The organism is Pseudarthrobacter sp. J47 (assembly GCF_049810315.1).
Taxonomy (GTDB): Bacteria; Actinomycetota; Actinomycetes; order Actinomycetales; family Micrococcaceae; genus Arthrobacter.
In genome coordinates, this window is record NZ_CP187358.1 from 564,875 (window position 1) to 587,115 (window position 22,241).

The window sequence follows — 22,241 nt, forward strand, 5'->3', positions numbered from 1 at the left end:
CCGGTGCCGGAGGGAAGGGAAGGCCATGGAAGCCAACGGACCTTTCGTCCCAAACCGGCCAGCCGTACCCTAGGGCTGGGAGGTGATTGCGCATGAAGGCAGCTCAGGGAGACCGCATCATTGTCCGCGGCCGAACCGTGGAAACGTCCGACAGGCACGGCGAAATTGTGGAGGTAAAGGGCGCGGACGGCTCACCGCCATACACGGTGAAGTTCGACGACGGCCACGAGTCCATCGTCTTTCCCGGCGGCGATTTTGTGGTTGAGAAACCGCATCAGCCTTAGGCCGGAGATGCCAGCGGGGCCGGTCGATGGACCGGCCCCGCTGGCATCTGCACTGCACTAGCTGCACTGCACTTTGTTGAAGTGCAGCTGTCCTGGTACTAGGCGAGGACCTGCCGCTTGGACGAGATAACCCCGGTGTCGAAGCCGGCCAGGTGCAGGCCGCCGTGGAACCGGGCGTGTTCGATCTTCACGCACCGGTCCATGACCACGTTCAGCCCGGCAGCTTCCGCGTTCCTGGCCACATCCTCATGCCAGGAGCCCAGCTGCAGCCACAGGGTCTTGGCACCGGCGGCGATTGCTTCGTCCAGGACGCCGGGCAGGTCGTCGTGCTTGCGGAACACGTCAACGATGTCCGGGCTTTCCGGCAGGTCCGCCAGTGAAGCATAGGTAGGTTCTCCGAGGATTTCCTTTACCACGGGATTGACGAAGTACACCTTGTACCGCGTGGAGGACAGCAGGTAGGTGGCCACGAAGTAGCTGGCCCGCGACGGCTTGTCCGAGGCGCCCACGATCGCAATGGACTTTGCCTGGCGCAGTAGGGCCAGCCGCTCAGGGGCGGACGGGCCTTCCCAGGTGCGTTCAGCAACAGTGCTCATGCGCGTGCTCCAATCGTGCAGGAATCTGCCTCTGATGTGTCTGCGGATTCCCCGTCGGGGAGCTCCACAGCCTTCTGCGCCTCGGTGAGTGCCTGGTCCAGGTCCCACAGGATGTCCTCGATGTCTTCCAGGCCCACCGAAATGCGGACCAGGTCCTCCGGGACGCCTGCTGAGACCAGCTGCTCGGGGCTGAGCTGCTGGTGGGTGGTGGAGCCGGGGTGGATCACCAGCGTGCGGGAGTCGCCCACGTTGGCCAGGTGGGAGGCCAGCTGGAGGGACTCGATGAACTTCTGGCCCGCCGCCCTGCCGCCTGCCACGCCGAAGGAGAAGACGGAGCCCGGGCCCAGCGGCAGGTACTTCTGTGCGCGCTCGTAATGCGGGTGGGAAGGCAGTCCGGAGAAGTTCACATAGGCCACGCGCGGATCTGCTTCGAGCCATTCCGCCACCGCCTGCGCGTTCTTCAGGTGCTCGTCCAGGCGCTGCGGGAGGGTCTCAACACCCTGCAGCAGCTGGAACGCGGACTGCGGGCTCAGGGCCGGGCCGATGTCCCGGAGCTGCTCGCAGCGCAGCTTGGTCAGGAAGCCGTATTCACCGAAGTTGCCCCACCAGGAGACGTTGCCGTAGGAAGCGACGGGTTCCGTCATGGTGGGGAACTTGCCGTTGCCCCAGTTGAAGCGGCCGCTCTCCACGATCACGCCGCCCAGGGTGGTGCCGTGCCCGCCCAGGAACTTGGTGGCGGAGTGGATCACAATGTCCGCGCCGTGTTCGATCGGCCGCACGAGGTACGGCGTGCTCAAGGTGGCGTCGACCACCAGGGGGATGCCGGCGTCGTGCGCCACCTTGGCCAGGGCATCGAGGTCCTGGACTTCCGACGACGGGTTGGCCACCACCTCCACGAAGATCGCCTTCGTGTTGTCCCGGACAGCCGCGGCGTAATCCGCCGGGTCCGTTCCGGGCACGAACGTGGTGTCCACGCCGAAGCGGCGCAGCGTGACGTCCAGCTGGGTCACGGTGCCGCCGTACAGCTGGGAAGCTGCGACGATGTGGTCGCCGGCCTGGGTCAGCGCCGCGAACGTGATGAACTCGGCGGCCATGCCCGAGGACGTGGCCACGGCGCCGATGCCGCCTTCGAGCGACGCGATGCGCTCTTCGAAAGCCGCCACGGTGGGGTTGCCAATACGCGAGTAGATGTTGCCGTACTTCTGCAGGGCAAACAGGTTCGCTGCGTCCTGGGTGTCCTTGAACACGAAAGACGTGGTCTGGTAGATCGGGACCGCGCGGGCGCCGTGCTCGGCGTCGGGGGTGCCGCCGGCGTGCAGGGCGCGCGTGCGGAAACCGAAGGTACGCTCTGCCATCAGACAGTCACCAGACCCGTGGTTGAGGAAACGCTGGTTGAGCCTGTCGAAACCCCGGCTGCGAGTTCCGTGCCGTTCTTCCGGGCCAGGTCCGCCTCAAGTTCACGGACGATCGGCAGGACGTCCTTACCGAACGCGGCCACCTCCTCCTGGAAGTGCAGGTAGCCCGTGAGGAACAGGTTCACGCCGATCTTCTTGTACTCGACGATCCGCTCGGCGATCTGCTCCGGCGTACCCATCAGCTGGGTCTTGAAGCCGTCATTGTACTGGACCAGGTCCTCGAACGTGGAGTCGGCCCACATGCCCTTGCCGTCCTTGGTGGACGCTCCGGCTTCCTGCACGGCGTCGCGGAAACCTTCGACGGCGGGGCGATGCGCCTTCGCCACGATCTCCCGGAGGGTCTCGCGTGCTTCCTTCTCGGAATCGCGGGCAATCACAAAGCCGTTGAGGCCGAAACGGGGGAGGGGTAGTGCGCCCTCAGTGCCGCGGCGGGTTTCTTCCGAAGCAGCGACGACGCCTGCAATGTTCTCCTTGAAGCCTTCGAGGTCCTTGCCGTTGGAGAAGTACCAGTCAGCAACGCGGCCGGCGGTGGCCTGTGCCGCCGTCGAGTTTCCTCCGAAGAAGATCTCCGGGTGGGCGCGGCCGGGAACGTCCACCGGTGCCGGGTTCAGGGTGAAGTTGTTGATGTTGTAGTACTTGCCGGACTGGCTGTACTCCTGCTCGGTCCACAGGCCGCGGAGCACCTTGATGAATTCCTCGGTGCGGACATAGCGTTCGTCATGCTCCAGCCATTCCAGGCCGAAGTTCTCAAACTCGGCCTTCAGCCAGCCGGAAACGATGTTGACGGCGGCGCGGCCGTTGGAGATGTGGTCCGCGGTGATGATGAACTTGGCCAGGACGCCGGGGTGCCACATGCCCGGGTGGACCGCGGAGATCACCTTGAGCCGTTCGGTGGCGGCAAGCAGCGCCAGGCTGAAGGACGTGGCCTCGTGCTGCTTGTCTGCACCGTAGGAGGCTGCATAGCGGGTCTGGGTCAGGGCGTATTCGAAGCCGGAATCCTCGGCGATCCTGGCCAGCTTCTTGTTGTAGTCAAAGTCCCAGCTGGTGCGCTGCTCAATGGTGGAAACTACCAGCCCGCCGGAGACGTTGGGCACCCAGTAGGCGAACTTGAGCGGTTCTTCGAGCCGGGCGACGTTACTGATATCTGTCATGGGGATTGTCCTTACTTTGCTGCTTGGGATGCTTGGTAGTGCCGCAGGGCTTCCTGGATTCCTGCAATGGCGGGTTCGTTCTGGAGGGACGTGGTGTCCCCGAGCGGAGTGCCTTCAAAAAGTTGGGTCAGCAGCCGCCGCATGATCTTGCCGCTGCGCGTCTTGGGCACGTCCTGGACGACGACGACGTCCCGCGGCTTGGCGATCGGGCCGATTTCCCTGGCCACGTGGCTGCGGAGTTCCTCGGCGGTTGAGCCTGTCGAAACCGTTGAAGCCCCCGACCCCTTCAAAACCACAAACGCGACGACGGCGTGGCCGGTGGTGGGGTCCGTCACCGGACAGACGCCCGCTTCCACGACGTCCGGGTGGCAGACCAGCGCGGACTCGATCTCGATGGTCGAGAGCAGGTGGCCGGAGACATTGAGGGTGTCATCGATCCGGCCGAGGATCCAGATGTCGCCGTCGTCGTCGTACTTGGCGCCGTCGCCGGCCAGGAACCAGCCCTGCTCGGCGTATTGGCGCCAGTAGGAATCCAGGTAGCGCTGCGGGTTGCCCCACACCGTGCGGGCGATCGACGGGCCGAACTTGTCCACCACGATGAACCCGGGAACACCGGGCGCAACCTTCTCGCCGTTCTCGTCCACGATCCGCGCGCTCACGCCGGGCAGTGCGCGTGCGGCGCAGCCGGGCTTGAACTCGGTGTCGGTCGGAGCGGGGGAGAGGATCGTGGAGCCGGTTTCGGACTGCCACCACGTGTCCACCATGGGGGCGGTGCCGCCGCCCACGTTGTCGCGCAGCCAGCGCCACGCTTCGGGGTTTACGGCCTCGCCCACGGTGCCGAGCAGGCGGATGGAGGAGAAATCATAGGTGTCCGGAACGCCGTCGGGGAACCAGCCCATAAGCGAGCGCACCAGCGTGGGCGCCGTGTAGTACTGCGTCACTCCGTAGCGCTGGATGATCTCGAAGTGCCGGCCCGGGTGCGGGGTGTTCGGCGTGCCTTCGAAGATCACCTGCGTCACGCCGTTGGAGAGCGGCCCATAGATCTCGTAGGTGTGCGCCGTAACCCACGCGAGGTCGGCCGTGCACCAGTGGATGTCCTGGTCGCGCAGCGCCGGATCCGGATTGCTGAACAGGTGCTCGAAGCTCCACGACGCCTGCGTCAGGTACCCGCCGGAGGTGTGCACCAGGCCCTTCGGCTTACCCGTGGTGCCCGAGGTGTACATGATGAACAGCGGATTCTCGGCGTCGAACGCTTCCGGGGTGTGCACCTCTGAAGCGGTACCGACGACGTCGTGCCACCACACGTCGCGGCCCGGAACCATATGCACGGTGTCCAGTTGGTCCACCGGAGTGGTGCGGTTCACCACCAGGACGTGTTCGATCGCGTTGTCACCCGCAACTGCGGCGTCCGCGTTGTCCTTGACCGGAACGGCGGTGCCGCGGCGGTACTGGCCGTCCGTGGTGACCAGCAGCTTTGCGCCCGTATCCTCCACACGGAACCTCAGCGCCTCGGCGGAGAAGCCGCCGAAAACGAGCGAGTGCACGGCGCCGATGCGGGCGATCGCCAGCGTGATGATGACCGTTTCCGGGATAACCGGCAGGTAGACCACCACGCGGTCGCCACGGGTGATGCCCAGTTCGGTCAGCGCGTTGGCGGCCTTGGAAACTTCACGCTGCAGGTCCGCATACGTGATGGTGCGGCGGTCGCCCGGCTCGCCCTCGAAGTGCAGGGCAACCTTGTCGCCCCGGCCGGCCTCGACGTGGCGGTCAACGCAGTTGTACGCGACGTTGAGCTTGCCCCCGCTGAACCACTCGATGTGCGGAACGGAGTATTCGGCGTCTTCTTCCGGAATCTCGGGTCCGCTGAGGCGCTCGGCTTTGTCGAACCGGTGGGCCGTGTGCCAAGGCTCGGCCCAGGTGAGCCGGCGCGCGGCCTCTTCCCAGAAGGCGATGCGCTCGTCTTCGGGCTGCAACTGTGTGGATTGGGTGGCTTCCGTTGCGGTCAGGCCCATGGTGACACCCGTCCTTTCCTGGATGAATCAAAGGGCAGACGCGCCCAGTTCCTGGAGGGGACTCCGGCGGGAGACCATCCACTTGCCGGAGCGGACGCCAGGGCGCCCGGCTGGGCAGCGTCTGCCGGTGCTGCGGAGGCGGCTGCAGCACGCTCATCCGCAACATTGGAGCAGGCGAAGCCGGCCGGCGGGCCGGCTGTTTTCGCCTGCTGGTTAAAGGGGAGGGCGCCACGGGCATGGTCCAGGGAACGGGCCTGCGCGGGAACGCGGCCGGTTCGCCTGCCCGCATGCAGGAACGACAGGATTACAGTCATGGGTTCACTCCATCGGTCCTGGCAGTAGCACCCTACGGAATAAGCCTTCGCCGGAGTGGTCAGTTCCGGGTGCCCGTGGCTTGATCCTTGCTATCACTGAAGGCAGTGGGGGCCTCCGGTGACCAGGGTTGCTGCGGCTTCATCGATCCAGGTCTCTCGGCCGCTCGGGATGGTCGTTAACAACTAGAACCGAGCCGCAACACTTAATCCAAAAACCGACGCCAGCCACACGTAATGTTCGTTCATGTTGGTTAAGGGACGATCAATTCGTTCATTTATTCGGCAAACAGTGCTGGATTGCGGACGGAGTAGGCTTGATTTATGGCTCATGTAAACGATCCGGCGGTCATTGACAGGCTCATGCGCACCAAGGGCCGGTGGGCCATCGTTGGCCTCAGTACCAATGAATGGCGCTCGGCCTATGATGTCTCGCTTCTCATCCGGGACCAGCTGGGCATGGAGATCATCCCGGTGAACCTTCCCGGTGATACCGTCCACGGCGAACCCGGGTACCGCACACTTGCGGACATTCCGGACGAAAAGCAGCCGATCGACGTCGTGGATTGCTTTGTGAATTCCTCAAAGGTGGGCGCGGTGGTTGACCAGGCGATCGCCGTGGGCGCGAAGGCAGTCTGGCTGCAGCTTGGCGTGATCGACGAAGCCGCAGCAGAACGCGCGAAAGCCGCGGGCCTCGACGTCGTAATGAACACCTGCCCGGCCCAGCACGCGTGGGGGATGGGGATGCGGCGCTGACCCGACTGGTCAGCGCCTGAGCATCTGCGGGTAGTGGCGCTCCGTGACGTCAGGGTGGGCGCGCATCCGGCCCTTGAGCATGTTCATGCCGAACGAGGAGAGCATGGGGTTCTCCGGATCATCGGAGATGCCACGCGCCTCCCGTTTCAGCTCCTCCGGCAGCGGGACGGGATCTATCACCGCATCCAGCCGGGGAGACCAGAAGAACGGCACCGAATAGCGGTCCACACCGGGCGGCGGCGCCTGGACCCGGTGGATGGTGGCGGCCAGGTACCCCTCGGTGGCAACCTCCAGCATTTCGCCCAGGTTCACCACCAGGGCGCCCTCGATGGGCTCCACCGGAATCCAGTCGGCAGTTCCCGGCGGCAGTACCTCGAGCCCGCCCACGTTGTCCTGCAGGAGGAGCGTGACAAAGCCGTAGTCCGCGTGGCTGCCCACGCCCTGGTCGCCTGCCGCTTCCACCACTCCGCCCACATAATGCACCAGCTTCCCCATCCAGGCCGGCGTCCCTTCGAAGGTTGGATCAAAATAGTCCGGTTCCAGATGCAGGGAGACGGCGATGGCGGACAGCAGCCCGGCGCCCACCTTGGACATCAGCGCGGCCCAGTCCATGGCGGCTGTGCGCAGTTCCGGCAGTGTTTCATCCGGCCACAGGTTGGGACCCTGCAGGAGCCAGTACGGCTGATCCTCCGGGTAGTCCCGGATGGGGCTGCGTTCCGGGGAGTAGTCGATTTGTTCCCGGGCGTCGGCCCGCCCCTGGGTAATCTCGGTGCCCATCCGCGTGTAGCCGCGGAAATGCGGGGACAGCCTGTTGTCCAGCTTCATCCTCTCTTCCAGGGGCAGCGCGAAAAACTTTTTGACGACGTCGAACAGATGCTCAGGCTGCCCCGGAGCGGCCCCGTAGCCCGTCAGCTGGAAGAATCCCACGCGGTGGGTGGCGTCCCTCAACTGATCAATGAACTCCGGGTTGAACGATCCATCCGGAAGTTTGGCGGCACTGAAGTCCAGAACTGGAATAGTCTCCATTCCCGCAGGCTAGCACCGCGAACGGATGCTTTGTAGGCTCCTTGTATGGATGCTGCGCAGCTCCGGGAAACGTGCCTTTCCTTTCCCGGAACCTATGAAGATTTTCCCTTCGGACCTGAAGCGTCCGTATTCAAAGTCCGCGCCGCGGTGAGCGGCGTGGCGCGGCAGCAGGTGAAGATGTTCGCGCTCTCCTACATGGATCCTGCTGCGCTGGCCGTCAGCCTCAAATGCGAGCCGGCGCTGGCCGTCCAGCTGAGGGCGGCCCACCCTGAAATCACCGGGGCCTATCACATGAACAAAACCCACTGGAACGGCGTCCGGCTGGACGGCGCCTTGCCGGACGGCATGGTCCGGGACATGATCGAGGACTCCTATGACCTTGTGGTTGCGTCACTGAGCCGCAAACAGCAGGAGCAACTGGGCTGGGCCCGGCTGGTGGAGTCCCCATGCTGAACCAGGGCGCCCTTGACCAGTTCTGGGACGATGATGACCCCAAGGGATCTGAGGCCCGGCTCCTGGCCGCCATTACCAGCGGTGAATACGACGCCGACGAACGCGCCGAACTTGCCACCCAACTGGGCCGCGCCGTAGGGCTGCAGGGCCGGTATGAGGAAGCCGATGCGCTGCTTGATGCCATTGATGGTTCCGAAGAACCGACCATCGGCATCCGTGTCCTGGTGGAGCGGGGGCGGATCCTGGCCGAAAGCGGCCACGCCGCCATGGCTGCACCGCTGCTGGAACAGGCCGCTGAACTGGGCGACCACCTGGGCGAGGAGTACCTGGCAGTGGAGGCGTTGCACCTTCTTGCCGTCGCGGATCCGGCCCATGCCGAGACCTGGACACGCAGCGCCCTCGAATACGCGTCCACCGCGCATGATCCTGCTGCCCGGCGGTGGGTGGCCATGCTGCATCAGGACCTGGGTGAATTGCTGGAAGGCAAGGGCCGAGGCGCCGAAGCCCTGGTGGAGTTCCAGCTGGCACGCCAGCGGGCCGGAGGGTGAATTGGTAACAAGAATGATTCTTTTTGATCAGAACTAGCCCCAAATATTGATTTACGAGCATCAGTGGTGAAATATGTCACACAGGGCGGACCGGATTGGCCGCCGTTGACCTGGAGGCCATACGGAAACCGGGTCCGCATCAGGAGTCACTGGAAGGTATGAGATGAATATTCAGAATCGGCCGCTCGCACGGCGGGGATTCATCCGTGGGGCACTTGCAGCTGCAGTCCTCGTTCCCATGGGTGGGGCACTTGCCTCCTGCGCTTCCGGCGGCGGGGGCACGGCAGGACCTGCCACTACGGGTGCGGTTTCCGCTGACAACCCGTTCGGCCTGGCGGAAAACTCCACCGCTGACGCCGTCATCTTCAAGGGCGGCTACGGAATCGACTACGTCGAATTCGCCGGCAAGAAGTTCGAGGAACTCCACGAGGGATCCACCGCCAAGATCAGCCCGTCCACGGCCATCTCCGGTGAACTGCAGCCCCGCTTCGCCGGTGGAAACCCGCCGGACCTGGTGGACAACTCCGGTGCACAGGCAATGGGCCTCAGCACCATCCTGGACCAGCTGGAAGACCTGACCCCGGTCATCGAAGCCGAAAACCTCGAAGGCAAGCCCATCAAGGACACCCTGTACGAAGGCGTACTGACACCGGGCACCTTCGACGGCAAGCTCAAGGCCATCAACTACGTCCTCACCCTGTACGGCCTGTGGTACTCCGATTCCCTGTTCCAGGAGAACAGCTGGACGGTTCCCAAGACCTGGGACGAAGCATTCGAACTGGGCGAGAAGGCCAAGGCCCAGGGCAAGTTCCTGTTCCTCTGGGGCAAGGAAGCAGCCAGCTACTACCTAGAAATGGCACTCGCGTCCGCCATCAAGGAAGGCGGCGACGAAGTCCGCGTCAACCTGGAAAACCTCAAGGAAGACAGCTGGAAGCAGCCGGCCGTTATGCAGGTATTCGAGGCGCTGGACAAGCACGTCAAGGCCGGCCACTTCAAGCCCGGCGGCTCCGGTACCGCGTTCACCGCCGCACAGGCCCAGTGGTCCAACGGCCAGGAAGCCCTCCTGTACCCGTCCGGTTCCTGGATCGAAAACGAAATGAAGTCCCAGACCAAGCCGGACTTCAAAATGACCGGTGCGCCGGTGCCTACTCCGTCCGACAGCCCCAAGCTGCCGTACGAGGCGCTGCACTCGGGCGGTGGCGAGCCGTTCATTGTTCCGTCCAACGCCAAGAACCCGGCCGCCGGCAAGGAACTCCTGCGCATCATGCTCTCCGAGGAGGCTGCAGCCAACTTCGCAAAGACGAAGCTTGCACCCACCATTGTCAAGGGCACCGTTCCGGAAGACGGCTTCGGTTCCACGGCACTTGTCTCCCAGACCAAGATGCTCGAAGCCGCCGGCAAGAACGTCTTCGACTGGAAGTTCCTGTCCCTCTACGGCATGAACAAGGACATCCTGGTCATCTGGAACTCGTTCCTGGACGGTCAGTCCAGCGCTGCCGGCCTGGCTGATGCCATGCAGGCGCTCTCGGACAAGATCCGTAACGATCCCAGCATCACGAAGGCAGAAATTAAGTGACCTTGCCACCCCCTGGCACCACTCCGCGCGGCGGCCTGAAGGCCGTCGCGCGGGGGCGGCGCCGGAAGCTTACGTTTGACAAGATTTCGTTCATGGCGGTGTTCCTCGGAATACCGCTGGTGATCTACCTGATCTTCGTGATCTGGCCCTTCGTTCAGGCGTTTGTCTACTCATTGACGGACTGGTCCGGCTTCAGCCCCAACTTCAACTTTGTAGGCCTGGACAACTATGCCCGGATCTTCTCTGACGACCTCTTCCTGCGTGCCCTCGGCAACAACATCATCCTCTTGATCGTGGTGCCGATCGTGACGGTCTTCCTCAGCCTCGTCCTGGCCACGATGGTGACCGTGGGCGGCAGCAGCAAAGGCACCATCAAGGGCCTGAAGAACTCGAGCTTCTACCGGGTTGTCTCGTTCTTCCCCTACACGATTCCCGCCATTGCCATCGGCATCATGTGGGGCCAGATCTACGACCCCAGTGGTGGCCTCCTCAACGGCCTGCTCAACGCCATGGGATTCAACGTGCAGAACTTCCCGTGGCTCGGCAACGCCTCCACGGCCATGGGCGCCTCAATCTTCGTGATCATCTGGGGCTTTGTTGGCTTCTACATGGTTCTGTTCATCGCCGGCATCAAGGGCATTCCCTCAGAGCTGTTCGAGGCCGCCCGCATTGATGGGGCCGGCCGCTTCAGGACCGCCGTAAGCCTTACCATCCCGATGATCCGGGACAACATCCAGACCGCCTACGTGTATCTGGGCATCTTCGCCCTTGACGCCTTCGTCTACATGGCCGCCCTGTTCCCCAATGCAGGCGGACCGGACAACACCACCCTGGTGATGTCCCAGCAGCTGTTCTTCACCGCATTCCAGCGCGGACAGTTCGGCATGGCCACGGCCATGGGCGTCGTACTGGCACTGACCACCCTTATTTTTGCCGGCCTGGTGTTCCTTGTGAACAAGCTGACCGGCGGCACGGACGGAGCGCGGTTGTGACCCAGTTACAGGCACGTACAAACAACGAATCCAAGGAGCCGGCGCCCGAACTCCGGAAGGCGAAGAACTCTCCCGGCGATGTGGCTGTTGCTTCGGTCTCCCATATTGTCCTGGCGCTCTGGTCCCTCATCGTCATCCTGCCGCTGGCGTGGACCTTCATGTCCTCGTTCAAGACCTCATCGGAGATCTTTGCGTCGCCGTTCGCGCTTCCCGAGGTGTGGAAGTTCGAGAACTACGTCCGTGCATGGACCGAAGCCGGTATCGGTGCGGCCTTCATGAACTCGGTGATCGTCGTCGTCGTATCTCTGGTGGTGGTCATGCTGCTTGGTGCCATGTGCGCCTACGTCCTGGCCCGGTTCGTGTTCTGGGGCAGCAAGGCCATCTACATCCTGATGCTGGCCGGCCTGACCTTCCCGATGTTCCTCGCCATGGTGCCGCTGTTCGGCGTGCTCCGCGGCTTTGGCCTGCTCAACCAGCTGCCCGGCCTGATGCTCACGTACATCGCGTTCGCCTTGCCGTTCACGGTGTTCTTCCTGTTCTCGTTCTTCAAGAGCCTGCCGGTGGAAATCGCTGAAGCGGCCGCGATCGACGGCGCAGGGGAGTGGCGGACGTTCTTCCAGGTCATGTTGCCCATGGCCAAGCCCGGCCTGGCCTCCGTGGCGATCTTCAACTTCCTGGGCCTGTGGAACCAGTTCCTTATCCCGGTCACCTTGAATTCCGCCGGTCCCAAAGTCCTCTCGCAGGAACTCTTCGCCTTCGCCGGCCAGATGGGTTACCAGGTGGACTTCGGCGCACTGTTCGCAGCAGTGACCGTCACCGTGATTCCGGTACTCATCGCCTACATCTTCTTCCAGCGCCAACTGCAGGGCTCGGTATCGCAGGGTACGTCCCGCTAGCCATAATGGCCCTATGTGGATCGGATGGATTGAATGCGACGTCCTGCTCGGTGATGTGAACAGCCTGAAGGAAAAACGCTCAGTGGTCCGGCCCATCCTGGCCGAGATCCGGCGCCGGTACGATGTCTCCGCCGTCGAAGCCGGGCTGCATGACCAGCACCGCAGGACCATCCTGGGGGTGGGCCTGGTGGCAGCGGACCGCAGCCACCTGATCGAGGTGCTTGACGCCGTCGAACGCCTGGTAGCTTCCCGTCCGGAAATTGAACTGCTGAGCGTCCGACGGCGGGACCTCAACTCGGAAGACACTTAAACACAGAAGCTCCGCAGCAAGCGCTGCGGAGCTTCTGTGTTTTGGTTTGGTTTGCTTTAGCCGAAGTACTTCGGCAGCGTGCCTTCGTGCGCTTCGCGGAGCGCGTCCAGCGACAGGGTGTCCACGCCATTGATGGCGAGCTCGCCGCTCTGGGAATCGACGACGCCGATCCGGGTGTGGGCGAAGCCGCGGGCGGTGCACATGTCGTTGAAGCGGACTTCCTCGGAGCGCGGGACGCCAACAACCGCGCGGCCCTGCGTCTCGGAGAAGAGCGCCGTGAACAGGTCCACGCCGTCCCGGTCCATAACATCCTGCAGCCCGATCCGGGCACCCACGCCGTAGCGCAGCGAGGACTCCACCAGGGCAGCTGCGAGGCCGCCTTCGGAGAGGTCGTGCGCGGAGTCGATCATGCCGTCGCGGGAGGCGTTGATCAGGATCTCACCCAGGGCGCGTTCGACGGCGAGGTCAACCTTGGGAGGCAAACCGCCCAGGTGCCCGCGCATGTTCGCCCACTCGGAGCCGTCCAGCTCGTTCGCCGTGGTGCCCAGGAGGTAGATGGCCTGGCCGTCTTCCTTCCAGCCTGAGGGCGTGCGGCGTGCGACGTCGTCGAGCTTGCCCAGGACCGCCACTACAGGGGACGGGTGGATAGGCGTGGTGCCCGTCTGGTTGTACAGCGAGACGTTGCCGCCGGTAACCGGGATGCCCAGTTCCATGCAGGCGTCCGAGAGGCCGCGAATGGCCTCGGCGAGCTGCCACATAACATCCGGGTCCTCGGGGGAGCCGAAGTTCAGGCAGTCGCTGACGGCCATGGGAACCGCGCCGGAAGTGGCAACGTTGCGGTAGGCCTCAGCCAGCGCCAGCTGCGCGCCGTTGTACGGATCCAGGTAGGTATAGCGGCCGTTGGCGTCCGTGGCGAGGGCAACGCCCAAGCCGGTTTCCTCGTCAACGCGGACCACGCCGGCGTCGTCGGGGAAGGCCATGGACGTGTTGCCGCCGACGTAGCGGTCGTACTGGTTGGTGATCCAGGACTTGCTGCACATGTTCGGCGAGGCCACCAGCTCGGTGACTGCCTTGGCCAGCTCAGCCGGGGCTGCCGGACGGCCGGCATCCTGCACGGAACCCGTGAAGGAATCGGCCTGGACGGAGTCCTGCCATTCCGGGCGTGCGTACGGGCGGTCGTAGACCGGGCCGTCGTGCGCAACGGTGCGTGGGTCGACGTCGACAATGACTTCGCCTTCCCACGTGATGATCAGGCGGCCCGTATCGGTGACCTCACCCAGCCAGGAGTATTCCACGGCCCACTTGTCCATCACGGCTTCGAAGGCCTCGATGTTCTCAGGGGTGACCACGGCCATCATGCGTTCCTGCGACTCGGACATCAGGATCTCGCCCGGGGTCAGCGTGGGATCGCGGAGCAGGACAGATGTCAGCTCAACTTCCATGCCGCCGTCGCCGTTGGACGCCAGTTCCGAGGTGGCGCAGGAGATGCCTGCGGCGCCGAGGTCCTGGATGCCTTCAACCAGGGAGCCCTTGAAGAGCTCCAGGCAGCACTCGATGAGCACCTTCTCGGCGAAGGGGTCGCCCACCTGGACGGCGGGGCGCTTGGACGGCTTGGTGTCGTCGAAGGACTCGGAAGCCAGCACCGAAGCGCCGCCGATTCCGTCGCCACCGGTGCGCGCACCGAACAGGACAACCTTGTTGCCCTTGCCGGAGGCGTTGGCCAGGCGGATATCCTCGTGGCGCATAACGCCCACTGCCAGGGCGTTGACCAGCGGGTTGCCCTGGTAAACGGAGTCGAACACCATTTCGCCGCCGATGTTCGGCAGGCCCAGCGAGTTGCCGTAGCCGCCGATGCCGGCAACGGCACCGTGCATCACGCGTGCGGTGTCCGGGTGGTCGATCGCACCGAAGCGCAGCGGATCCATCACGGCAACTGGGCGGGCACCCATGGAGATGATGTCGCGGACAATGCCGCCGATGCCGGTTGCGGCACCCTGGTACGGCTCAACGAATGACGGCGAGTTGTGGGATTCGATCTTGAAGGTCACGGCCCAGCCGTCCCCAAGGTTCGTCACACCGGCGTTTTCGCCGATGCCCACCAGCATGTCCTTCTTCATCTCATCCGTCACCTTTTCGCCGAACTGGCGCAGGTGGTTCTTGGAGGACTTGTAGGAGCAGTGCTCGCTCCACATGACCGAGTACATGGCCAGTTCAGCCGCGGTGGGGCGGCGGCCCAGGACCTTGACGACCTCTTCGAACTCGTTCTGCTTCAGGCCAAGCTCGGCCCAGGGGAGTTCGGTGTCAGGGGTCTTGGCAGCGTTCTCCACCGTGTCGATGTTGAACTTCTTGGTCTCGCTGGTTTCGGTGATCGAGCCTGTTTCGGTGATCGAGCCTGTCGAGATCCCGGTCATTTGGTGCCTCCCACAATCTTGGTCAATACGGAGGTGAAGAAGCCGAGGCCGTGGACGTCTGAGCCGCCGATTCCATCGAGGGATTCGGGGCCGAAGCCCACCTCTACCGCGTGCTCCGGGTGCGGCATAAGGCCCACCACGTTGCCGGCCGCGTTGGAGATGCCTGCGATGTCGCGGCGGGAGCCGTTCGGGTTGAAGCCCACGTAGCGGAACACCACGCGGCCCTCAGCCTCAAGGGCGTCCAGGGTTTTCTCGTCCGCGATGTACTGGCCATCCTGGTTCTTCAGCGGGATGGTGATTTCCTGGCCTGCTTCATAGTCCAGCGTCCAGTTGGTGGTGTTGTTCTCGACCCGGAGCACCTGGTCGCGGCACAGGAACTTCAGGTGGTCGTTCTTGATCATGGAACCGGGCAGCAAGTGCGATTCGGTCAGGATCTGGAAACCATTGCAGATGCCCAGGACAGGGAGCTTTGCGTCAGAGTTGGCGGCGTCAATGATTTTGCCCATCAGCGGTGCGAACCGTGCGATGGCGCCCGCGCGCAGGTAGTCACCGTAGGAGAAGCCGCCAGGGATGATGACAGCATCGACGTCACCGAGTTCCGTGTCAGCGTGCCACAGGGAAACAGCAGTGCCGCCGGCAAGACGGACAGCGCGCATCGCGTCGCGGTCATCGAGCGTACCGGGGAAGGTGACGACGCCGATCTTGGCACCGGCGAGGGCACCGCCGTCGAACATGTCAGCGGCAGCCGGAGCCCCGCCGATCAGGGGAAGTTCAGTCATGTCAGGCTCCAACGACCTCGACGTTCACAACGTCCTCGATCACCGGGTTGGACAGCAGGGTCTCTGCGGCGTTACGGGCCTGGGCCAGGATCTCCTCGGTCACCTCGCCGTCGACCGTCAGTTCAAAGCGCTTGCCCTGGCGGACAGAGCTAAACGCGGTGAAGCCCAAACGGGGGAGTGCACCCACGATGGCCTTTCCCTGCGGGTCCAGAATCTCGGGCTTGGGCATGACGTCAACAACGATCCGGGGCATCCGGCAACTCCTGTGCATGAGCATTGGGTAAGGGCGCAGTGCAGGCGCAACGGAGTGGTGCCGTCTCACGCCGTGGCCTAGTGGTCCGATGGGAGATCAGGAACAGAATGGACGGGCGCTCCGCGAGCTTGCCCCCTTATTCTACCGGCCCGTGAGCCCTTACCTGTCTTCGGGGGAAGTTGGGGCATTACTGGTGGGTAGGAACTGTGATCGCCAGGGTGCTGGGGCAAGTTCGCCAGTCTGGTTTCCGGTCGGGGCGGGGACTTCGATCAGGTGTTGGCTGTGGTTGTGGCGAGGGCAGTGAGGAGTGTGTCGTTGACGAGGGTGTTGAGGAGTGCGTCGTTGGCGTCGATTTCGTCGAGCCAGTTCAGGAGTGTTTCGTCGGGTTCTGGTGGTTCGTGTTGTTCTTGTTCGGCCCAGGCTTCGAGGAGCCAGGCTGGTGGTGCCGGGTAGGGTCCGTGCCAGAGGTCTTTGAGCAGGTCCTGGGCCGGTTTCGAGAGCTGAACCGGTGGCGTGGTGGACGGGTTTTGGGCAGGCTTCGCCGTTGGAGTGGGGTGGTCGTCTCGGGCAGCGGCGGGTGCGGCGGGTGGGAGGGTTCCTGGTGGCCAGGTGGTGGGTTGTTGGTGGTGTGGTTGGGGTGGGTAGGTTCGGCCGGTGGGTGATGTCCAGGCGGGTGGTTGGTTGGTGGTGGCTTGGGTGGGGGTCCAGGTGGTGTTGTGTTTGAGGTGGTGGTGTTTGCGGCAGAGTTGGGTGAGGTTGGTGATGGCGGTGGGTCCGCCGTGTTCCCAGGCGGTGAGGTGGTCTGCTTCGTTGTCGAGGGAGTGGTTGGTGCAGCCGGGGAATTGGCAGTGTGCGTCGCGGAGTGCGAGGAACCGTCGCATGTTTTTGGGGATCCGGTAGCTGGTCCTGCCGATCTCCAGGGCGGTGCCGTCGCGGGGGTCGGTGAGGACGCGGTGGAAGGAGTCGGCGCCGTTGGCGACGAGGCGGCGTGCCATGGATGGCGGGATGGGCCCGTACCCGTCAAGGACCGCGGGTTCATCGCCTAGGCCCATGAGGGTGAAGACCGGGACGGTCACCAGGACCTGGGCCCGCGGCGACGGGACCCGGTCAAACCCACGCCCGCCCGCCGCCCCGGGACCTGTCGCGCCGCCGGCAGCGCCGCCACCCGGGTTACCGTCGGTTTCCGGTCCGCCGGTTTCGCTGACGTCACTGACGCCCCTGGTTGGATCGCCGCCGCTCCTACTGTTGTCGCCGCCGCTTTCTCCGCTGCTGCGTTCGTGTTCGGTGAGTCCTGTGGTGAGGAGCCAGGTCGCGGCGATGTCGGCGCGTAGCTGGGTGAGGTTGCGGGGTTCGTCCGGGCCCTGAAGCCCGCGGGCTGTTGCGGTGGTGCGGTTCCAGATGGCTGCTGCGTCGTGGGCGGGGAGGTAGGCGTTCAGCCAGGCCATCCCGTCCTGGTCGGGCCGGCATTCCAGCCGCCTGTCGGCGAGGCCTTTGGTGTGGCGTTGTTCGATGGTGTCGAGGTAGTGGTGTTCGCGCCAGTATCTGGCCCGGGCCCGGAACCGGGAGGGGACCATGTCCCCGGGTGGGCATCCTCGGCCGGCGTCGGGGTGGGCCGGGTCCAGGAACCTGGCTTCGAACCCGGCGGCGGTGGCGGGGGTCATGGTGTTGGTTTCGTCGGCGAGGATCCGGGCGTGCTGCCACGACAAGGTACCCTCGCCGAGGGCTTGAAGGGTCAGCGGCAACGCGGTAGTGATCCGCTGGCTGATTTCCACGAGCCCGCCGGCGGCTCCTTCGCTGACCGTCAGCGCGCAGGCGATCTCCGCGACCGTGGACATCTGCGCCACGGCCTGGTCCTTCTCCGACGCGTCGGGGGCAAGGCGTGCCATTTGCGCGGCCACGCACGCGGCCGTGAGGCGGACCTTCAGCGCCGCGACCCGTGCCTCCAGCCGGGCAACTTCCGCCAACCCGTTCAGGCAGGAATCAAACTCATCCCGCAGAGGATCACTTGGATCGTCTGCGGCAGGGACGGGCCCGGCAGCAGACCCGCCTGAGGCATCCCGCAACGGATCGCTCGGGGCATCGCCGGCGAGGCTGGAGCGCGACCCGGATCCGGTATCAAAACCCGTCAAATTCCGCAGCGCAGCGACGGACGCGGCAACAGCTTCCACCGCTTCAGCAACCGCCCTGGCATCCATAAATCCATCATGCCAAGGGGGTCTGACATTCCTTGTGCCGCAGCAGAATCACGGGGAAAAACCCTGGCAGCGGGATGCCTGTTCGCGGGCTGTTGACTCATCTAGGATTGCGCCATGGCAGAGAACTCGAAGTCAATGCTTTTGCCCATGGTTGCCGCTGCGGTTTTCGCCGGCCTGGGACGGATGGTGTGGCAGAAGGTCCGGGCGGACCGCGCAGCCAGGGAGACCAAAGTGGCCGGGCCGATCGATGACAAGACACGCCAGTGGATCAGCGACGTGGTCCGAACGCCCCGCCAGTAGGAGCAAGAACCCGGCCACTAAGGGCAAGAAAGCAGGAACCCCTGAACTCCGGACAATTTCGAAACAAACAAATGCGCTATTCACACGGGTCTTTTTGCTCCACGCGGGAGTAGCGTGGCTGCATCGGGGCCGTTGGCATACCCGCCAATGTGCAATACCTAATGTCCCAGGCACCATGTCCTCAGCGCGATCTGGATCGAATTTCAGGAGGAAAACATGACAGCTCACGTAGCAGAAGTGTCAGCATGCAGCGTTGGAACCTGTTCGTTCAACCATGATGGCTGCACAGCATTTGCCATCACCGTCAGTGGAAGCCCGGAGCACGCTTCCTGCGCCACCTTTATTGACACAAGCTCGCTGGGTGGCTTGCCCAAGGTTCTTGCCCACGTCGGCGCCTGCCAGCGTGCTGAATGCAAGTTCAACGATCACCTGATGTGCGACGCCCATGACGTCCGCATCGGTCCCGGTTCCGAGCAGGCTGACTGCCTGACCTACCAGCCGGTGGTCCGCTGACCACGCGGTAACTACACACCAAACAAGGACGGACAGCCCCAAGGCTGTCCGTCCTTTTTCGTGCCCCGGCAATCCGTCCCGTGTAAAGCCCACGTAAATTCGCATGACAACCCCAACAACTTTGTTGTGGTCTATGTCATATTCAGCTCTCAATCTGTACTGTGGGAACGGCTGGGCGAGCCGGTTGTCAAAACCTGTCAATCTCCGTAAATCCAGCCAATGTGCCCGGCCACGATGCCGGGACCGTTCCATTGGAAAGGTACTCATCACTCGTGAAACCAGCAGGAAAGAGCTTCCTCGGAAGCCAGGGGGTCCGCAAAGCTGCCGCGTTATCAGTCGGCTTGCCTTTGCTCTTAACATCAGTAGCGATCATGCCGGCCACGGCGGCTCCATTGGGGGACCAGCCAGGGGCGGCGCAGCAGGAGAGCATCGATCCGGGTAACTATCCGGACGGCCGGTACATTGTGGTGCTGGCTGAGAAACCTGCAGCAACGTACGACGGTGGGACGCCGGGTTTGGGGGCCACCAAACCGGAGAAGGGCCGCAAGCTCGATGCGAACCGCCAGGAGGTCCGGCAGTACCAGGCGCACCTTGAGGCGAAGCAGCAGCAGGTGGCAGCCTCTGAAAATGTCCAGATCAAGAACACGTTCACGGCAGCATTGAATGGCTTCACCGCTGACCTGACGGCCCAGCAGGCCGTGGAACTGGCCAAGGATCCGGCGGTCCTCACCGTGGCGCCGGACACCGAGAACGCGCCGGACTATTCCACCACCGATTTCCTCAAGCTCAGCGGCGCCAACGGCTCCTGGAACACCGTCTTCGGTGGAACGGAAAATGCCGGCAAGGGCGTTGTGGTGGGCGTGATCGACTCCGGTTACGCGCCTGCCAACCCGTTCTTCGCGGGCGAGGAAGTCCAGCCGCTTACCGGCGAACCGCAGGTTGGAGTGCCCTACCGGACTGCAGATGGCAAGATCGCCATGCTGAAGGCCGACGGCGACACTTTCGTGGGCGAATGCCAGCCGGGAGTGGACACCGGGGCAGCCTTTGATGGCAGCGCCTGCAACTCCAAGGTCTTGAGCGCCCGCTACTTCGCGGATGATTTCCTGCGCTATACGCCTCCGGCCAACCGTGCCCCGAAAGAGGTCATTTCTCCGGTTGACGTGGGAAGCCACGGAACCCACACGGCCAGCACCGCAGCGGGCAACGCCGATGTCCACGCCACACTGGGCGGGCGCGACATGGGCATCACGGGCGGCATCGCCCCTGCAGCCAAGCTGTCCGTCTACAAGGTCTGCTGGGAGGACACCAACCCGGACACCGGTGGCTGCTACAGCTCAGCATCAGTGGCGGCCATCAACCAGGCCATCCTGGACGGTGTTGACGTACTGAACTACTCCATCTCCGGCAGCACCACGTCCACCACGGATCCTGTGGCACTGGCCTTCCTGTCCGCAGCGTCAGCCGGAGTGTTCGTCTCCGCTTCCGCCGGAAACTCGGGACCGACTGCCAGCACCGTCAACCACGGCGCACCGTGGCTCACGACTGTTGGGGCGTCGTCGTTCTCCAGCGAACTGCAGGGAACGGTCGAGTTCGAGGACGGCACCAAGTACCGCGGCGCCAGCCTGATGGCTGAGCAGGTTCCGGCCAGCAACGTGGTACTTGCGACGGCGGCTGCCGCGGCAGGTGCCGTGAACCCGGCACTGTGTGGACCCAACACCATGGATCCGGCCAAGGTCACCGGGAAGATCGTTGTCTGTGACCGTGGCGTGATTGACCGCGTTGCCAAGAGCGCCGAGGTTAAGCGCGCCGGCGGCGTGGGCATGATCCTGGTGAACGTCACGCCCTCTTCCGAGGACGTTGACCTGCACACCGTGCCCACTGTCCACGTGAATCCTCCCGCCACGGACGAGATCAAGGCCAAGGTCACGGCAAACCCGGAGATCAAGGCCGCACTGATTAACTCGGACACCACAGGCCTGCCCGTTGCGCCCCAGCCGCAGATCGCCGGGTTCTCCTCGCGCGGACCGCTGCTGGCTTCCGGCTCTGACCTGCTCAAGCCTGACGTAACGGCGCCCGGCGTTGCCGTCCTGGCCGGCGTCTCGCAGGTTGCCAGCGGTGGCGAGGACTTCGGAATGATGTCCGGTACCTCCATGGCAGCTCCGCACGTGGCAGGTTTCGGCGCGTTGATCCTTGCAAAGAACCCCACGTGGTCACCCGCCACCATCAAGTCGGCCATGATGACCACCGCCACGGACCTGGTGAACGCAGACGGCAGCCGGAACGCTGACGTCTTCGCCACCGGTGCAGGACAGGTTGCCGTCACCAACACGCTTGAACCTGGCCTGGTGTACGACGCCGGCCAGAAGGAGTACCTGGAATACATCCAGGGAACCGGCCTTGACCTGGGAATCGAAGGGCTGGGCAGCACCGAGGCAAAAAACATGAACGTTGCGTCCTTCGCCCTCGGAGCGCTGACCGGCAAGACCGAGGTCACCAGGACCGTCACGGCACTGACCCCCGGCATCTACCGGGCCGAGGCCAATGTTCCGGGCGTCAAGGTAACTGTCACGCCGTCGGTCCTGAACTTCGATACCGCGGGCCAGACGCGCACGTTCAAGGTGAAATTCGAGAACACCGGCGCAGCACTGGGCAAGTTCGCCATGGGCAACCTGGTGTGGAAGGGTGTGGGCAAGTCCGTGACCTCCCCGATCGCCGTACGTCCGCAGGCTGTGACGGCGCCGTCGAACATTTCGTTCACGTCCCAGGGCGGAACGGGCTCGGGCCAAATCCCGGTAGTTTCGGGAACCAACTCGCCGGTGAACATGACCCTTGATGGCCTTTCCAAGGCCGATTCAACGGGCATTGAACTGGTACCCGGTCCGCTGGTATTGGCCAACGACGCTTCCAACGCAGTCAAGGAAGTGACCGTCCCGGCAGGCGCACCGCTGGCCAAGTTCTCCGTGTTCTCGGCCGACGACGCCGCGGACTTCGACCTGGTGGTCATGGACCCCACGGGCCGGGCACTGCTGGCACAAACGGCTTCGGCGAGTGAATCGCTCTCGGTTCCCAATCCGCGGCCGGGCGTCTACAAGATGTACGTGAACCTCTACGCCAGCCCCAACGGCCAGGCCACCAAGGCATCGGTAGATGCTGCGGTCCTGGGCGCCAATGTTGGCAACGCGACGGTGACGCCGAACCCGCTGAAACTCGGTAACGGCAAGACCGGCGCGGTGACGCTCAACTGGACGAACCTGGCAGCAGGTTCCTATATTGGCCGCGTTACTTATGAGGGCTCCAGCACGCCCACGTTCGTCTCGGTGGTAGTTGGTGCAGCCGGCTAGCTGAAGCAGGCTGGAAACCAATAGCTAATCCAGTCAGGAAAGCCGGCGGGCCTGTAGAGGGTCCGCCGGCTTTTCGTGTTTCACACCGGGCCCGCCGGCGTTACCCGGGCTGGAGTTAGCCGC

At 64.0% G+C, this 22,241-nt stretch carries 21 protein-coding genes; 11 read left to right on the forward strand and 10 right to left on the reverse strand.

Annotated elements, in window-relative coordinates:
- The first annotated feature begins 92 nt into the window (after positions 1–92).
- The gene (locus tag ACPJW8_RS02585; protein ID WP_330188100.1) at positions 93–284 is read left to right on the forward strand and encodes a DUF1918 domain-containing protein; all 192 of its coding nucleotides are present in this window, start codon (positions 93–95) and stop codon (positions 282–284) included.
- Between the two features lie 98 nt (positions 285–382).
- On the opposite strand, the gene ACPJW8_RS02590 is transcribed toward ACPJW8_RS02585, so the two are convergent.
- The 5 genes from ACPJW8_RS02590 to ACPJW8_RS02610 are packed head-to-tail and all read right to left on the reverse strand — an operon-like array spanning position 383 to position 5,772.
- Positions 383–880, reverse strand: a complete 498-nt coding sequence (locus ACPJW8_RS02590; protein WP_330188101.1) for a CoA-binding protein — start codon at positions 878–880, stop codon at positions 383–385.
- Positions 877–2,235 carry an O-acetylhomoserine aminocarboxypropyltransferase/cysteine synthase family protein gene (locus tag ACPJW8_RS02595; RefSeq protein ID WP_330188102.1) on the reverse strand — a complete coding sequence of 453 codons (1,359 nt, stop codon included), beginning with the start codon at positions 2,233–2,235 and terminating at the stop codon, positions 877–879. The genes ACPJW8_RS02590 and ACPJW8_RS02595 overlap by 4 nt, the downstream gene beginning before the upstream one ends.
- Positions 2,235–3,446: a dimethylsulfone monooxygenase SfnG gene (gene sfnG, locus ACPJW8_RS02600; RefSeq protein ID WP_330188103.1), complete on the reverse strand. Its 1,212-nt coding sequence runs from the start codon at positions 3,444–3,446 to the stop codon at positions 2,235–2,237. The genes ACPJW8_RS02595 and sfnG overlap by 1 nt, the downstream gene beginning before the upstream one ends.
- An 11-nt stretch (positions 3,447–3,457) precedes the next feature.
- Complete coding sequence (gene acs, locus ACPJW8_RS02605; protein ID WP_330188104.1) at positions 3,458–5,458, reverse strand: acetate--CoA ligase; 2,001 nt, start codon at positions 5,456–5,458, stop codon at positions 3,458–3,460.
- On the reverse strand, positions 5,449–5,772 hold the full coding sequence (locus ACPJW8_RS02610) for a hypothetical protein (protein WP_330188105.1): 324 nt from the start codon (positions 5,770–5,772) through the stop codon (positions 5,449–5,451). The genes acs and ACPJW8_RS02610 overlap by 10 nt, the downstream gene beginning before the upstream one ends.
- A gap of 321 nt (positions 5,773–6,093) precedes the next feature.
- Here ACPJW8_RS02610 and ACPJW8_RS02615 point away from each other — a divergent pair, with 321 nt between their 5' ends.
- Positions 6,094–6,525, forward strand: a complete 432-nt coding sequence (locus tag ACPJW8_RS02615) for a CoA-binding protein (protein ID WP_330188106.1) — start codon at positions 6,094–6,096, stop codon at positions 6,523–6,525.
- 9 nt (positions 6,526–6,534) lie between these two features.
- Here the strand turns inward: ACPJW8_RS02615 and ACPJW8_RS02620 are convergent, their stop codons facing one another.
- Positions 6,535–7,551: an isopenicillin N synthase family dioxygenase gene (locus ACPJW8_RS02620; protein ID WP_330188107.1), complete on the reverse strand. Its 1,017-nt coding sequence runs from the start codon at positions 7,549–7,551 to the stop codon at positions 6,535–6,537.
- Between the two features lie 45 nt (positions 7,552–7,596).
- On the opposite strand from ACPJW8_RS02620, the gene ACPJW8_RS02625 reads away from it, so the two are divergent.
- The 6 genes from ACPJW8_RS02625 (at position 7,597) to ACPJW8_RS02650 (ending at position 12,326) form a co-directional block, all read left to right on the forward strand.
- Positions 7,597–8,004 (forward strand): MmcQ/YjbR family DNA-binding protein, encoded by a 408-nt coding sequence (locus tag ACPJW8_RS02625; RefSeq protein ID WP_330188108.1) that lies wholly within the window; start codon positions 7,597–7,599, stop codon positions 8,002–8,004.
- Positions 7,998–8,552: a hypothetical protein gene (locus ACPJW8_RS02630; RefSeq protein ID WP_330188109.1), complete on the forward strand. Its 555-nt coding sequence runs from the start codon at positions 7,998–8,000 to the stop codon at positions 8,550–8,552. Before ACPJW8_RS02625 ends, ACPJW8_RS02630 begins: the two co-directional genes overlap by 7 nt.
- 163 nt (positions 8,553–8,715) lie before the next feature.
- Positions 8,716–10,128, forward strand: coding sequence for an N-acetylglucosamine/diacetylchitobiose ABC transporter substrate-binding protein (gene ngcE, locus ACPJW8_RS02635; RefSeq protein WP_330188110.1), 1,413 nt, complete (start codon positions 8,716–8,718; stop codon positions 10,126–10,128).
- 92 nt (positions 10,129–10,220) lie between these two features.
- A complete protein-coding gene (locus ACPJW8_RS02640) occupies positions 10,221–11,120 on the forward strand; it encodes a sugar ABC transporter permease (RefSeq protein ID WP_330188111.1) in 900 nt (299 codons plus the stop codon).
- An 80-nt stretch (positions 11,121–11,200) separates the two neighbouring features.
- Entirely contained in the window at positions 11,201–12,016 is an 816-nt protein-coding gene (locus ACPJW8_RS02645; protein ID WP_330188209.1) for a carbohydrate ABC transporter permease, read from the forward strand.
- A gap of 13 nt (positions 12,017–12,029) precedes the next feature.
- Positions 12,030–12,326, forward strand: coding sequence for a DUF503 domain-containing protein (locus ACPJW8_RS02650; RefSeq protein WP_330188112.1), 297 nt, complete (start codon positions 12,030–12,032; stop codon positions 12,324–12,326).
- A gap of 56 nt (positions 12,327–12,382) precedes the next feature.
- Here ACPJW8_RS02650 and purL read toward each other — a convergent pair whose 3' ends face one another.
- The 4 genes from purL to ACPJW8_RS02670 form a co-directional block, all read right to left on the reverse strand.
- Positions 12,383–14,737: a phosphoribosylformylglycinamidine synthase subunit PurL gene (purL, locus tag ACPJW8_RS02655; RefSeq protein ID WP_330188113.1), complete on the reverse strand. Its 2,355-nt coding sequence runs from the start codon at positions 14,735–14,737 to the stop codon at positions 12,383–12,385.
- Positions 14,734–15,516, reverse strand: coding sequence for a phosphoribosylformylglycinamidine synthase subunit PurQ (gene purQ / locus ACPJW8_RS02660; RefSeq protein WP_330188114.1), 783 nt, complete (start codon positions 15,514–15,516; stop codon positions 14,734–14,736). Before purQ ends, purL begins: the two co-directional genes overlap by 4 nt.
- A 1-nt stretch (position 15,517) precedes the next feature.
- Entirely contained in the window at positions 15,518–15,769 is a 252-nt protein-coding gene (purS, locus tag ACPJW8_RS02665) for a phosphoribosylformylglycinamidine synthase subunit PurS (RefSeq protein WP_330188115.1), read from the reverse strand.
- Between the two features lie 269 nt (positions 15,770–16,038).
- The gene (locus ACPJW8_RS02670; RefSeq protein WP_330188116.1) at positions 16,039–17,964 is read right to left on the reverse strand and encodes an HNH endonuclease signature motif containing protein; all 1,926 of its coding nucleotides are present in this window, start codon (positions 17,962–17,964) and stop codon (positions 16,039–16,041) included.
- A gap of 114 nt (positions 17,965–18,078) precedes the next feature.
- Between ACPJW8_RS02670 and ACPJW8_RS02675 the strand changes: the two genes are divergently transcribed.
- The 3 genes from ACPJW8_RS02675 (at position 18,079) to ACPJW8_RS02685 (ending at position 22,118) form a co-directional block, all read left to right on the forward strand.
- Positions 18,079–18,264 carry a hypothetical protein gene (locus ACPJW8_RS02675; RefSeq protein WP_330188117.1) on the forward strand — a complete coding sequence of 62 codons (186 nt, stop codon included), beginning with the start codon at positions 18,079–18,081 and terminating at the stop codon, positions 18,262–18,264.
- Between the two features lie 216 nt (positions 18,265–18,480).
- Positions 18,481–18,777, forward strand: a complete 297-nt coding sequence (locus tag ACPJW8_RS02680; RefSeq protein ID WP_330188118.1) for a DUF1540 domain-containing protein — start codon at positions 18,481–18,483, stop codon at positions 18,775–18,777.
- 371 nt (positions 18,778–19,148) lie between these two features.
- A complete protein-coding gene (locus ACPJW8_RS02685; protein ID WP_330188119.1) occupies positions 19,149–22,118 on the forward strand; it encodes a S8 family serine peptidase in 2,970 nt (989 codons plus the stop codon).
- The last annotated feature ends 123 nt before the right edge of the window (positions 22,119–22,241 follow it).